This is a genomic window from Saliniramus sp. (assembly GCF_035311605.1).
Taxonomy (GTDB): Bacteria; Pseudomonadota; Alphaproteobacteria; order Rhizobiales; family Beijerinckiaceae; genus Saliniramus.
This window is the reverse complement of the sequence record NZ_DATGCW010000056.1, coordinates 1-13,109: the sequence shown is the minus strand read 5'-3', so window position 1 is coordinate 13,109 and position 13,109 is coordinate 1. Positions and strand designations below refer to the sequence as shown.

Below are 13,109 nucleotides of genomic sequence, written 5' to 3'. Positions count from 1 at the left end.
CGCGAGATCGCTGCCGATCTGGAACGCGCCGGAGCGCCGGTGACCCGCGCGGATCTCGAATCATATGAGGCGCGTGCGGTGCGCCCGCTCGGCCTGCGGCTGGCGGATGCGACCTTGTGGAACTTGCCGCCGCCGACCCAGGGCATCGCATCGCTGATGATCCTCGGTATGTTCGAGCGGCTCGGCGTGACGCGCGGCGACAGCCTCGACCATCATCACGGGCTGATCGAGGCGGTGAAGCGGGCCTTCGCCATCCGTGACCGGGTGGTGACAGACCCGGCCCGACTCGATGCCGATCCGGACGCCCTGCTCACCCCCGATGCGATCGCCCGCGAGGCGCGGGGCATCGACATGGCCCGCGCCGCCACCTTCCCGCTCGCCGCCGATCACGGCGATACGATCTGGACGGGCGCGATCGACCATCAGGGGCGGGCGGTCTCCTATATACAATCGGTCTACTGGGATTACGGCTCGGGGCTGGTCCTGCCCTCAACCGGCGTGCTGTGGCAGAATCGCGGCATGTCCTTCTCCCTCGATCCCGCCGCGCGCAACCCGCTGCAACCGGGCCGCAAACCCTTCCACACCCTCAACCCGGCGCTCGCGGTCTTCAATGACGGGCGGGTGATGTCCTATGGCTGCATGGGGGGCGACGGCCAGCCGCAGACGCAGGCGCAGATCTTCACGCGCTACCGCTTCGGCATGGATCCCGCTGCGGCAGTCGATGCGCCGCGCTGGCTGCTCGGACGTACCTGGGGGCAGGATTCGACCACGCTGAAGCTCGAAAACCGCTTTGACCCCGATATCGTCTCCGGTCTTGCGGCGCGCGGTCAGGTCGTGGAGGAAATCGGCATGCCCTATGCGGATCTGCTCGGTCATGCGGGCATGCTGGTGCGCCACCCCCGGGACGGGCTTATCGCGGCCACGCACGATCCGCGCGCCGGTGGTGCGGCACGCGGGACGGGGGGCGCATGAATCAGGTCCTGCCCGATCCGCGCGCGCGCTATGCGATTTATTTCGCGCCGCGCCCGAAGGCGCCGCTCTGGCGCTTCGGGTCGAGCGTCCTCGGTTACGATTCGGCGCGTGGCGAAGACGTGCCTCGACCGAATCTGGGCGCGATCACGCCGGAGCGGCTCGCGGAACTGACGCAGCGCCCGCGCATCTACGGCTTCCACGCCACGATCAAACCGCCGATCCGGCTCGCCGAGGGCTGCGACGAGGCCAGTCTGATCGCCGCGCTCGATGCCTTCTGCGCCGATTGCGCGCCGGTCACGCTGGCTCCGCTCGTCATCGCCGCGCTCGGTGAAGACGGTGATGACGCCGCTTTTCTCGCCTTGATCGAATCCGGTGCCGAACAGACACCGGCGCTGCGCGATCTCGAGGCGCGGGTGGTCATGGCGTTCGAATCCTTCAGGGCACCGCTCACGCCGGAGGAATACGCGCGACGCAATCCGCAAGCGCTGCCGCCGCGCAAGCGCGCATTGCTCGACCGTTACGGCTATCCCGCCGTCCTTGATGCCTTTACCTTCCATATGACCCTGAGCGGGCGGGTCTCGGGCCACGAGCGTGCGATGCTCGAAGCGGCGCTCGATGCGTTGCGACGGGAAATGCTGCCGGATGAGGCCGCCGTGATCGATCATCTGGCTCTGTGCCGGCAGTTGCCGGGCGAACCCTTTCGCATCCTGCACCGGGCCGGTTTCGGAAAAACGCGCCTTCCCTGATCGGGGCGCCGAGGCTGCCGGGCCGGCTTCAGAACAGGCGACGACGCAGCAATGTGGATTGCAGGGCGCTGAATTCCTGCGGCATCAAATCCTCGTCGCGCAGGGTTTCCACCTGACCCGCATTCGCCGACATCTTTGCAGCGGAGCCGGGGCCGGGATGCTGCATGCCGTTTGCCTGGTCATGCGCCATGGCCGGGTTTGTCCGGCGAGGCGCGAAACGCGCATCGCGGTCTGCCGACAAACTCTCCACCGCCAGGCTCTCCACCGCCAAACTCTCCACCGCCAGGCTCTCCACCGCCAAGTTCTCTCCGGACTCACGCATGCTGCCCGCGCGGCGCCAGCGGGCGATGACGGCGGCGATGTCGCTATGGGTCAGCGCCATTTCGCTGCGTGCGCCCAGATTGTTGCTCGGGCCCGGCAGGAACTGCGCCGGAAGACTGTCGAAACGGATGCGCATGGGCAGCGGCACGGCCTCTCCAAAAGCGAAGACCTCGCGAATGCCCAGAGCCGGAACGAAGGCGACGAGCGACTCCGCCGCATCCGAAACGGCACTCTTGACGATGGCCTGGTCGCGGTCATTGGCCATGCGCATGGCGAACAATGTGCTGCATTGCGAGATGATCGGCGGATCGAGATCGGCGGGGCGCTGGGTCACCAGGCCGAGCCCGATACCGTATTTGCGCCCCTCCTTGGCGATGCGCGAGATCGCCTTCTTGGTCGGGCCGAAACCGAGATGGCGCTCGGCGGGGGCGTAGCGATGGGCTTCCTCGCAGACGAAGAGCAGGGGCACGGCTCCGCCGCTCCACAGCCCGAGTTCGAAAGCCAGCCGCGCCAGCACCGAGACGACGGAATCGACCACCTCCGCCGGCAATCCGGCAAGCTGCATGACGGTAATGCGGCGCCTCTGATCAGTGAGGTTGAACAGGCCGTCGAGCGTCTCGACCATGGTATCGCCACCGATATTGGCATCAGCGAACATGAAGGCGTAGCGCGGATCCTGGGAGAGCGAGCGGATGCGCGCGATCAGACGCTGATAGATCGGCACCTCCGAGCGGTTCTCGAGCCGTCCCATTCCCTCGTCGAGCAGCCGCAAGAGATCCGCAAGCCGGTACGGAGCCGGCGTATCCACCGTGAAACCGCCCGTGCCGCCGCTGCCGGGCCGGCGCAGGCTTGCCCCCGCGCCGCTGCGTTCCTGGGCATAGGCGGCTTTCGCGTCCATGATCGCCTGGGCCAGCAGATTGACCTCGGCATCGACGCCGGGGCGGGCGCGAAACAGCGCATCGACGAATTCTTCGAAGGCGAACATCCAGAAGGGAAGCCGCAGGTTTTCCGGTGTGATCAGCCGCATCTGCGACGTCTCGAAGCAATTGGCGTATTCGGCATGCGGATCGAGCAGGAATATCCGCTGGCGCGGGCGTTCGGCGAGAACGGCGCGCAGCATCAGGGCGATGCCGCTGGACTTGCCGACACCGGTCGTGCCGAGCACCGCGAAATGCTTGTTCAGCATTTCGTCGATATCGATAAAGGCGGTGACCTGCGCATCGAGGGCGAGGGTGCCGAGCGCGACGGCGCGGCTGTCGCGCCGGGTATGGATGTCGCGCAAGGTGTCGCGCTGCATGGGCATGACCGGCGCGCCGAGCCGGGGATAGCTGCTCACGCCGCGCTGAAACACGCTGCGCCCGTCCGGCGATTGCAGGACTTCCCCGAGCATGTCGATCCGGGCGTGGGCACCGGTCTCTGCGCCAGCTTCGGTGATGGTGGTGATCACGGCTATGGTCAGCGATTGCGGCGTCGCGATTCCGATGAAATCGCCGACCGTGACACTATCGCGTGACGTCAGCCATATGCCGGCATGCGCCCCGGCCAGATCGACGAGTGTACCGAAGCCTGCATCCGCGTGGGCCGCGACGGTGATGGTCTCGATGCAATGATCCCTGTTCTGCATGATTTCCGTGGCCTGCCCCCGTGCGACGGCTTTCTCATCCGTCTGTAACGCGCCTGTCTATCGAACGCGACAGGCGACGTCATCCTCAAGGGAGAAAGGATGCCACGATGCGCGTTAATGCGGCGTTGCCGCGTCGATGCGGGATTGATCGGTTTGCGTTCCCGGCGCGATCCGGACTGCCGTTCCGGTGAGCGTGACCACGACATGATGCGCGGTATCACCGGATGTCTCGAAGCTGAAAGAGATACCGATCACCGCATCCGCGCCCAAGGCCGTCGCTGTCGCGATCGCCTCGGATGTGGCCTCTTCACGGGCACGCGCGAGTTCGTTCGCGTAATCGTGGCGACCGCCATTGTCGACGTTGCGAATGCCGGTGCGGAATTGCTTCACGACATCATGCCCGATCACCGCCTGGCCGATGACCAGGCCGCAATAATCGGTGACGGAATGTCCATCGAGTGAATCGGTCGTGGTCAACAGCATGCATGTCCTCATATCGTTACGGGTCGGCGGGCTGCAAAACCGGCGGTCGGAATCATGATTGCCCGAAACGGTTAAGTTTGGATGACCAGAATTATACGTAAGATTGTGTATGATTACGACCCGGTCCCGGCCCGGGCAATTGCCGGTTCACTTCAGGGGCTGCGTGGCCAGCGGAAATCATCAGCGCGCCCGGCAACCGGTGGCGGCGACACGCCTTCTTCGAGGACGCGCTCGGTGATGATGCGCGTGGCTGGATCGAGAGGCGGAGCACCGGACAGCAGGATACCCTGCGCGGAAACGTCGATGCGCGTCAGCGGCATGACGGGGCCGACAGGATCGCGGCGCGCGGTGTAGAGCAGGCCGGGTGCAAGGGGCAGTTCGCCGAGGGAACGCCGGATCAGCATGTCGATTGCGGCAATCCGCGCGGTTGCGTCATCCGCCGCTTCGATGGCGGCGCGTGCCACGGCGATCTCGTCGCGCGGGCGGGTGATCAGCCGCTGAATCTCGATATCGACGAAATGCGCCGCCTTGCGTGCGCCGGCTCCTGTGAGATGGATCCCGTCCGACGTGCGCAGCCGCGCCGGTTGTCCGGAGAGGTCCGGACCGGTGGCGCTGTAGCGGTCGTTCTCATCGACGAAACCCTTCCAGATATCGACATGAATCACGTCACTGCGCCGCAGGCGATCGCGCACGATCTCGTTGATCATGGCGAGATCGGTGGACAGCCGGCTGCTCTGCATGGGCGGCAGGCCGACCCAGATCAGGGGGATGCCGGCATCGGCAAAGGCCTGCGCGATGACATCGATGCGTCGGCCGTATTCCGCGCGCCAGGGATCGGAGAGCGGCGCGGCACTCGCCCCGTCGACCCGCAGCGCCTGACGGTCGTTCAGACCGATCTGCAGCACGGCTATGTCGAAGTCGGGCGCCTCGGCGAGAATGCGCGCGAGATTGCCGGGCCAGTCGAAGAAATCATCGCGCACCAGACCTGACGAGCCGCGTGCCTGGACGGAAACCGCGATATCCGCCTCCTCCTCCATCAGCGCCTGCAGGCCCTGCCCGAGATTGGTGGCCAGCGAATCACCGAAGACGGCGATACGGGTGGAAATGGCATCCGCCGCTCCCGGATCGGTCCTCAGCGGCGCTGGCGCAGCCGGTCTCGCTGGACGCGTCCGCCTCTGTTGCGCCGGTGCCGGCTCGGGCTCGGAGCGCTGAAACAGCCGCAGGAAGGCGTATTGCGCCGGTGTCGCCGGCGCGATGCCGGGCGCATCATCGGGCATCGCCGCCACGCCGTGCGGCGGGATGGCCAAGAGCAAGGAAAGGGCCATGACGAAGACCGGCAGCAGCCGGGCCATGCCGTGGCCGGATAGGATGATCCGCATCATGTGTCCATGATAGCGCAAGATTGCGCGCAGGTCAGCGCTCTTCCCGTCCGGCGGCAGGGCAGGGACGCGCCAGTCCTCAGCGATTCGCGCGCAACCTCTCCAGCAGCGCCATATTGGCATAGCCGTCCGCCGGCAGGCCGCGCCCGCGCTGGAAATTGCGTACCGCTTCGCGCGTCTTCGAGCCGAACATGCCGTCGATATCGCCGCGATAATAGCCCAGATTCTGCAAATGGCGCTGCAATTCCTCACGCTGGGATGTGTTCATGCGCGGCTCGTTGCGCGGCCAGCTCGCCTGCACTGCGGCGCCGCCCGTCAGCCGATCACCCAGAAGCGCCACGCCGAGCGCATAGGCATCGGAGGAATTGTAGCGCTTGATCACGTCATAATTGGCGGTGACAAGGAAGGCCGGGCCGTTCGAGCCGGCGGGCTGGAACAGGCTCGCCTCGCCACGATTGGGCAGCGAACCACCGGCTGCGGGGCTGAGGCCGAGGCGCGCCCATTGCCCGAACGAGGCCTTCTCGACGCCGTAATCGAAATTCGAGGGCAGACGCACCTCCATGCCCCACGGCAGCCCCGGCTGCCAGCCGTGTTCGCGCAGATAATTCGCGGCCGATGCCAGCGCGTCGGGGACCGAGTTCCAGATGTCCCGGCGCCCGTCACCATCGCCGTCGGCGGCAAAACGCAGATAGCTCGTGGGCATGAATTGCGGATGCCCCATCGCGCCGGCCCAGGACCCCTTCATCGCGTCACGGGAGATCTTGCCCCTTTCGAGGATTTCGAGTGCCGCCAGAAGTTCACCCTGGAAGAAATCCCCCCGATGGCCCTGATGGGCGAGCGTGGCCAGTGAACGGAAGACGTCCTTTGAGCCCTTGTAGCCGCCGAAATTCGTCTCCATTCCCCAGATCCCGAGCACGATCGCCTGCGGCACGCCATAGGCGCGCTCCACTGCTGCAAGCGTCTGGCCGTGGCGCGAACGCGCCTCGTTGCCGAGCCGTATCCGGGTGGCGGAGACCGCGCCGTCGAGGTAGTCCCAGATCGGGCGCGCGAATTCCGGTTGACGCCGGGTCAGGCGGATCACTTCCTGATCGGGCGTGACCCCTGCGAAGGCACGGTCGAAGGTGGCGCGCGACACGCCGCGACGCTCCGCCTGCGAGCGCAGGCTCTCGAGGTAGGCCGAGAAATCGGCCGGGCGGGTGCTGGCGCCGACATCGTTCCGGCTTGGTGCATCAAGCGATACGGCCTGGATGGAGCCGGTGCGTTGCGAATCATTGCGTTCGGCGAAGGCATTGCCGCCGATACAGCCGCCCAGCGGCAGGATCAGCGTTGCGCAGAGCGCACCGCGCAGGCGAGCCCGAACGGATGGCCGCAACGCTGGCGGCTGAACGGCAGAAGGACGGCGGCGCATCGGGAATATCCTCGTCTCGGGCACAGGTTTCCTCAAAGCATCAAATCATGATGAAGGAATGCTTAACCGGCAAGCTGCCGGAAGATGACGAAATCGTCATCTTCCGGACACGCCCGTGCCATTGCCGGGCGACCATGCTGAGCGCATCGAAACACGGATCAGGACCACATCCCATGAAGATACTCGCTGTGATGACTTTCGCCGCCGCTACGGCACTTGCCAGCGTTCCCGCGATCGCCGAAGGCCCTGCGCGCGGTGGCCCGGGCAATCCGGGCGGCCTCGCCGCGATGCTCGATCAGGATGATCGTGCCGCCCTCGCCGATGCGCGCATCGCCGCCATCGGTGCCGGATTGCGCCTCACGCAGGAGCAGGAGGCCCTGTTCGAACCCGTCGCCGAGGCCCTGCGCGCCATGAGCCACAATGCCGCACCAGGCTACGGAAGAGACGGTCGCGAGCCGGGCATGCAGCAAGGCATGCAGCAAGGCATGCAGCAAGGCATGTGGCAAGGTATGCGCGAAGGCATGCAGGAGATGTCGCGCGACGAGCGCCGTGCGATGCGTGCCGACATGCGCGAGAGGCGCGGCCAGGGCCAGGCGTATGATTTCATGGAGCGGCTCGAGCGCCGCAGCGTGATGGCGAGCACCAATGCCGCCGTGATGGCTGATCTCGCCCAGGCCATGCGCCCGTTCTGGGACGGACTTGATGCCGATCAGCAGCGCCTTCTGCCCATCCTGATGCAGCCGAACATGACCAAGGGTCAGAATCGGCACATGCGTTACGGCCGTTCCGGCGGCGGCCAAATGGGCGAGCACGGCGCCCCCCGGATGCGCGGGCGCGGTGCCAGCGAGTAAGCGCCTGATCAGGCGTGACGGCGCCCGTGGCCCCTCGGCGCGGGCGTTTCACGTCACGCCCGCACGTCACGCCCGCACGGCGCGTCGCGGCCCGGCACGGCTCAGGCTGACCCGGCCGTCGGCCGTGCAGGCGAGCCGAATCCCGGCGAGCGTGCGCCCCGGCAGCGCCTTGCCCTGCCGCAGCGCCTGTTGCAGCGCGCTGGTCAGGGCCTCGATCTTCTCCAGGCCGGGGCCATAGCCATGTGCCCCGGCAGCGTCCCCGCCGCAGGCGAGGAAGGCGCGCCGCAAGACGCGCCGGACGAGTGCCACCGGCGCATTACGCAGCACCGCGCCATCGAGGGTCAACGTGCCGTCGCAATCAGCGAGATGCGCCTGTGTGAACAGAACCTCCGCCGCATGATTGAGCGCCTCGCGGGTCTCGCCGGCGCGCCGCGCCAGACGGGTCAGGCGTGACGGCGTGAGACCCTCCTGTGCCAAAGCGGGCAGCAAGGCTCGCAGCCGGGCGCGGGTGTGGCGAAAATCCGTGTTGGCCGGATCGCGCACATGCCACCAGCCGAAATCTCCGCAGGCGGCGATCAGCCTCGCCTTGGCGACGCACAGAAATGGACGCACCAGCGTGATACCGGTCCCGGCCTCTCCGGCGACGGCATCGAGTGGCGCGCGTTCCGCCATGCCAGCGAGCCCGTCAATGCCGCTGCCGGCGCAAAACCGCATCAGGACGGTCTCGGCCTGGTCGTCTTGCGTATGCGCGGTCAGCAGGGTCGTGGCACCGGCTGCGCGGGCTTCGTCGGCGAGCAGGCGATAGCGGGCGGCGCGGGCCGCCTGCTGTATCCCGGCGGCAGGGGCCGCGTCGGGCTCCCAGCGGCGTGATCGTGCCGCAAGCCCAAGCGCGCCTGCCTGTGCCACGACTGCCGCAGCCTCACCAGTGCTCTCGGGGCGCAAGCCGTGATCGATGCTCACGATCGTGGCACGGTGGCCTTCACCACGCGCCACCAGCGCCGCGACAGCATGCATCAGGACGGTGGAATCCGGACCGCCGGATACGGCGGCGACGAGGGTTTTCTCGCCGGGCGCGAGCGCGGCGGCGATCAGTGCCGCACCTTCTTCGGGCAGGAGAGGCGCGCCATCATCCGTATTCGCGGGATCTTGCGGCGTCACGCGCAGCCGGCGCGTGACGCCGCACGCGCAATGTTCTCCCGCATCGCCTCGGCGGCCTGCGGATATTGCTGCGGAATCTCCGCGAAGGTTGCGCAGGCCTGCTCCAATGCGCCGATTTCGACGAGGGCGCCACCAAGTCTCAACATGGCCTGCGGCGCGACATCCGTCTGTGAATATTCCGTCGAGACAGTCAGATATTGTTCCGCGGCCTCGCGATAGCGCTCCTGCCCGCGATAGCTCTCGCCGAGCCAGTAACGCGCCTGCGGCGCCAGATCGTCACGCGGGTGTGATTGCAGGAACTGGCGGAAACCCATTTCGGCATCGTCGTAGGCGCCTTGCAGAAGCAGCGCATAGGCGGAATCATACAAGCTACGCGGATCCGCGTCACCCGTGGCCGCAATGCTCGGACGCGGTGCGGTATCGCCGGTATCCTGCGTGGAGGCATCACCGTTGAGATCGCGATTGCGCAATTGCGGCAGGCTCATCGTGAGACCGGAATCGCTGTCCGTCTGCCCGCCTTCGCCATTGCCGAGGATCGCGCCGGGGAGGGCGAGCGGCACGGAGGGCTGCGTCGAACCCAGCGGCTGCGGCGTGCCCGGCGCCAGCGGATCGCGGCCGGGATCGAAGGCATCGCTTCGTCCCGGTCCCGCCTGTTGCGATGGCGCATCAAATGAAGGCTGCGCGACATCCGGCACATCCATCTGCGGCGTGGCGGGCATGGGGGCGTCGGCAGGCGGGACAGTCGGTTCCGAGCGCTGGGGCGCGGGACCCGCGCCCAGCTCATCGAAGCGGAAATCCACATCTTCCTGCATGCGCTGGAGGCGCTCGCGCAGCTGGCGATTCTCGAATTGCAGTTCCTCAACCTGTCCGGACAGATTGCGCATCTGCCCTTCGAGCTGGTTCAGCCGCAGCACGATCTCGGACAGGTCCTGCGCCTTCGCCGCAGCCGGGACGAACAGGCTGAACCCGGCGATCAGCGCGGCGACGGCGAGCGCGCGCGCCGGGGAACCCGCGAAGAATCCGATCAAGGGACGAATCCGCGATGTCTTCATGGCCCGGAAAATCCTCGAATATGACGCCGGAGCCCCTCCGGCGCGCTGCCCGCAACGCCTTACCACAAATCCGCTGGAGAGGCTAAATTATGGCGGGATCACCGATGCGGTTGCCCGGTGTCACCGTCATGGTGCGATTGCGGCTTTCTGGAGCGGTCGCAACGGGTTCATGCAGATACCATCAATCTGCAACTGCAATCATGGTCGAGCAAAGCACGCGCGCCATGGCATACGCGCTGACCCCTCTTTGCCCTCACAGCGTCAGCCCGCCATCCACATGCAACACCTGGCCGGTGATGTAGCCGCCGAGGGGGCCGAGGAGAAAGGCGATCAGGCCGGCTACCTCCTCGCGACGCCCGAGCCGGCGCATCGGAATATCGGCCTTGATCGCCTCCCAGGCATCCCTGCTCAGCGAGGAATGGCCGCCATCCTTCTCGGTATAGCCCGGCGCGACCGCATTGACCGGGATGCCGCGCGCGGCATGCTCGCAAGCGAGCGTGCGGATCAGTGATTCGAGCCCGGCCTTGGCGGCGGCGCTGGCCATGAACAGGCCGTTCTCCGGATAATGTGCCGCGCCGAATGAACTCACCGCAACGAAACGCGGCCAGGGCGATTGCGCCACGAGTGGCATCGTTGTCTTGGCCAGGGCGAAGGTGCCGAGCGTCATGGCCCGCCAGGCGGCTTCGAGATCATCGGCCCCCGTATCCGCCAACGCGCCGCGGCGCGCATATCCGGCTGCACTCACCACTTGATCGAGCCGGCCGTATTCGTCCTGCGCGGCGCGCGCGAGGGCGGGTGCGGTGTCCGGATCGGCGAGATCGCCGGTGACGCAGATGCTGCGTGATCCCGCCTGAGCGAGTTCGCTTGCAACGGCCTCGAGCGCCTCCCGCCGGGCACGGGTATGCAGCACGAAAGCCGTGTCGGGCGCCGCGATCCGGCGTGCGGTTTCGGCGCCGATACCGCTCGCCGCGCCCGTGATCAGGACCGCGCGGGCGATCGCCCCGGCATGCATTGGCACGCTCATGTGTCGCGCCCCTCTCCCGATCCGGACGACGCCGCGCGCTCACGCGCCCTGCGGCGCTGCTGGCGCGGCTGGATCCATGCGAAGTAAAAAGCCAGCAGGGCGGCGGTGAGCAGCAGAAATACGGCGATCCAGGAACTGACGAGAATGGTCGGGTCGCCGCCGGAAATACCCAGCGCCCGTCTGAAATTGCGCTCAAGCAAAGGTCCCAGGATGACGCCCAAAAGGACGGGAACCAGCGAGAATTGCAGGCGCTGCAACAGCCAGGCGCCGATACCGATCACCACCATGGTCCCCATGGCGAAGAGGCTGCGTTCCGACACATAGGCGGCCACCACGGCAACGGCTGCGATCACCGGAAACAGAACCGCGTGATCGATCACGGCAACACGGGCGAACCAGGGCAACAGCAGCAGGCCGAGCACCATCAGCACCAGATAGGCGAAGAGGAAACCCACCATCAGCGGCAGCACGAGATCGCCGGCCTGCGTGAACAATTGCGGGCCGGGCACGATCCCCTGGATGACCAGCGCGCCCAGGATGACCGCCGTCACCGAATCACCGGGAATGCCGAAAGCCAGCATCGGGATGAAGGCGCCGCCGGTCATGGCGTTGTTGGCCGATTCCGGCGCGACGATGCCCTCGGGAATACCCGTGCCGAATTTTTCAGGATGCGGAGAGGACCGCTTCGCCTCGGCATAGGCGAGAAAGGCGGCCATGGCCGCACCGGCGCCGGGCAGGGCGCCGATCACGGCGCCGATCAGGGAGGACTTGATCGGCAGTTTCCACCCGACCCGGCGCCAGACCGGCACGAAGGCGAAGATCCGCCGGAATGAAATCCAGGCCACCTGTCTGGGGCGCGACAGTGGTTCTTCGAGCCGGCGCAGCACCTCCGCAAGGGCGAACAGACCAATTACCAGAGGGATCAACGGCACGCCGGTATAGAGGCGAAAAACCTCGAAAGTGTAGCGCGGCACACCCGCGAGATCGATGCCGATCGTGGAGATCATCAGGCCGATCACCGTGGCGATCAGGCCCTTCACCAGGGATTCCTGACTGACCGCCGCGACGGCGACGAGTGCGAGGACGACCAGCGCGAAGATTTCGGGCGACTGGAATTCCAGCGAGAAGCGCGCGAGCTGTGGTGCGAAGAGAATCAGAAGAACGCCCCCGACCAGCCCGCCGAAGACGGATGCGGCGGTGGCCAGCCCGAGGGCCAGCTCGGGTTTTCCCTGCCTGAGCATCTCGTGGCCATCGAGCATCGTCATGGTGTTGGCCGGCGCACCGGGCACGCGCACCATGATCGCCGTCGCCGAGCCGCCATAGATGCCGCCGACGAAAATCCCGGTCATCAGGAGAATCGCATCCAGCGCCGGCATGCCGAAGGTGAAGGGCAGGAGCAGTGCGATGGCCAGCGTGGCCGTCAACCCCGGTACGGCGCCCACGAACACGCCCAGCAGGACGCCGAGGCAGACGAAACCGAGCAATCGCAGATCGCCGGCGAAGAGGCTGATGGCATCAGGCAGTTCAGCCAGCATGAGACACTCCGCTGCAATACGGGAGAATGATGTGAAACGGCTTCTCGGCAGTGTGGCGTGTCGTCGTGCTCATGACAGGAGGCCGAGCGGAAGGCGGGCATTCAGCAGGACACCGAAGAGCAGATACATGAAACCGACGGCTCCGCCTGCTGCGAACAGGGTAATCCACAGGTTGTCGCGGCGAAACAGGAGCGATATCGCGCCCGCATAGAGCGCCGTGGCGATCACGTAGCCGAGAGCCTCGAACACGGCGACGAAGGCCAGGGAGAGGCCGGCGGCGATCAATGCCCGCAGCAGACCCGCCCGCGCCGATATCCGCGCGCGCGCCCTTTCCTGCGGATCCTGCTCCTGCGGTTCCGGCGGCGAGAGCGCAGCCCCGATAATCAGCCAGAGCGACAGCAGCCCCAGAAACAGGGCCAGCAATGTGGGAAACATGCCTGCACCCGGATCACCGGAACGCCCGGGGCGGAACGACTGCGCCTCCAGCCCGTACCAGATCGCGATTGCGAGCAGGAGGATGCCGATGATGGCATCGCCCCTCGGAAGCTTGCGTGGC

Annotated in this window: 12 protein-coding genes; 3 read left to right on the top strand and 9 right to left on the bottom strand. The window is 66.6% G+C overall.

The annotated features are described in order from the left end of the window. Together VKP01_RS02810 and VKP01_RS02805 are read left to right on the top strand one after the other, a co-directional pair. Positions 1–972: gamma-glutamyltransferase family protein (locus tag VKP01_RS02810; protein WP_324410114.1), on the top strand; the 972-nt coding region annotated here is incomplete at its 5' end. After that, entirely contained in the window at positions 969–1,718 is a 750-nt protein-coding gene (locus VKP01_RS02805; RefSeq protein ID WP_324410113.1) for a DUF1045 domain-containing protein, read from the top strand. The genes VKP01_RS02810 and VKP01_RS02805, both read left to right, overlap by 4 nt. A 28-nt stretch (positions 1,719–1,746) precedes the next feature. Here the strand turns inward: VKP01_RS02805 and VKP01_RS02800 are convergent, their stop codons facing one another. The 4 genes from VKP01_RS02800 to VKP01_RS02785 all read right to left on the bottom strand — a co-directional run bounded on the left by VKP01_RS02800 (position 1,747) and on the right by VKP01_RS02785 (position 6,933). Then, the gene (locus VKP01_RS02800; protein WP_324410112.1) at positions 1,747–3,663 is read right to left on the bottom strand and encodes an ATP-binding protein; all 1,917 of its coding nucleotides are present in this window, start codon (positions 3,661–3,663) and stop codon (positions 1,747–1,749) included. Positions 3,664–3,777: 114 nt separating this feature from the next. After that, positions 3,778–4,146: a YbjQ family protein gene (locus tag VKP01_RS02795; protein ID WP_074446543.1), complete on the bottom strand. Its 369-nt coding sequence runs from the start codon at positions 4,144–4,146 to the stop codon at positions 3,778–3,780. 152 nt (positions 4,147–4,298) lie between these two features. Then, positions 4,299–5,528 carry an SGNH family hydrolase gene (locus tag VKP01_RS02790; RefSeq protein WP_324410111.1) on the bottom strand — a complete coding sequence of 410 codons (1,230 nt, stop codon included), beginning with the start codon at positions 5,526–5,528 and terminating at the stop codon, positions 4,299–4,301. Positions 5,529–5,604: 76 nt separating this feature from the next. Further along, positions 5,605–6,933 carry a lytic murein transglycosylase gene (locus tag VKP01_RS02785; protein WP_324410110.1) on the bottom strand — a complete coding sequence of 443 codons (1,329 nt, stop codon included), beginning with the start codon at positions 6,931–6,933 and terminating at the stop codon, positions 5,605–5,607. A gap of 173 nt (positions 6,934–7,106) precedes the next feature. Between VKP01_RS02785 and VKP01_RS02780 the strand changes: the two genes are divergently transcribed. Next, complete coding sequence (locus VKP01_RS02780; protein ID WP_324410109.1) at positions 7,107–7,784, top strand: hypothetical protein; 678 nt, start codon at positions 7,107–7,109, stop codon at positions 7,782–7,784. Between the two features lie 66 nt (positions 7,785–7,850). Here the strand turns inward: VKP01_RS02780 and tilS are convergent, their stop codons facing one another. From tilS to VKP01_RS02755, 5 genes are all read right to left on the bottom strand, one after another. Then, positions 7,851–8,942 (bottom strand): tRNA lysidine(34) synthetase TilS, encoded by a 1,092-nt coding sequence (gene tilS, locus VKP01_RS02775; protein WP_324410108.1) that lies wholly within the window; start codon positions 8,940–8,942, stop codon positions 7,851–7,853. Further along, positions 8,939–9,970 carry a tol-pal system protein YbgF gene (ybgF, locus tag VKP01_RS02770; RefSeq protein ID WP_324410107.1) on the bottom strand — a complete coding sequence of 344 codons (1,032 nt, stop codon included), beginning with the start codon at positions 9,968–9,970 and terminating at the stop codon, positions 8,939–8,941. The genes tilS and ybgF overlap by 4 nt, the downstream gene beginning before the upstream one ends. A gap of 277 nt (positions 9,971–10,247) precedes the next feature. After that, positions 10,248–11,018 carry an SDR family NAD(P)-dependent oxidoreductase gene (locus tag VKP01_RS02765; protein WP_324410106.1) on the bottom strand — a complete coding sequence of 257 codons (771 nt, stop codon included), beginning with the start codon at positions 11,016–11,018 and terminating at the stop codon, positions 10,248–10,250. After that, complete coding sequence (locus VKP01_RS02760; RefSeq protein ID WP_324410105.1) at positions 11,015–12,553, bottom strand: tripartite tricarboxylate transporter permease; 1,539 nt, start codon at positions 12,551–12,553, stop codon at positions 11,015–11,017. The genes VKP01_RS02765 and VKP01_RS02760 overlap by 4 nt, the downstream gene beginning before the upstream one ends. Before the next feature lie 69 nt (positions 12,554–12,622). Continuing rightward, a partial coding sequence (locus VKP01_RS02755; protein ID WP_324410104.1) for a tripartite tricarboxylate transporter TctB family protein occupies positions 12,623–13,109 on the bottom strand: 487 nt, incomplete at its 5' end.

Excerpts from the sequence above, each read along its gene's own strand:
- VKP01_RS02765 (WP_324410106.1), bottom strand. The coding sequence starts at position 11,018 with ATGAGCGTGCCAATGCATGCCGGGGCGATCGCCCGCGCGGTCCTGATC.
- VKP01_RS02785 (WP_324410110.1), bottom strand. The coding sequence starts at position 6,933 with ATGCGCCGCCGTCCTTCTGCCGTTCAGCCGCCAGCGTTGCGGCCATCC.
- VKP01_RS02800 (WP_324410112.1), bottom strand. The coding sequence starts at position 3,663 with ATGCAGAACAGGGATCATTGCATCGAGACCATCACCGTCGCGGCCCAC.
- VKP01_RS02795 (WP_074446543.1), bottom strand. The coding sequence starts at position 4,146 with ATGCTGTTGACCACGACCGATTCACTCGATGGACATTCCGTCACCGAT.
- VKP01_RS02760 (WP_324410105.1), bottom strand. The coding sequence starts at position 12,553 with ATGCTGGCTGAACTGCCTGATGCCATCAGCCTCTTCGCCGGCGATCTG.
- VKP01_RS02780 (WP_324410109.1), top strand. The coding sequence starts at position 7,107 with ATGAAGATACTCGCTGTGATGACTTTCGCCGCCGCTACGGCACTTGCC.
- VKP01_RS02805 (WP_324410113.1), top strand. The coding sequence starts at position 969 with ATGAATCAGGTCCTGCCCGATCCGCGCGCGCGCTATGCGATTTATTTC.
- VKP01_RS02790 (WP_324410111.1), bottom strand. The coding sequence starts at position 5,528 with ATGATGCGGATCATCCTATCCGGCCACGGCATGGCCCGGCTGCTGCCG.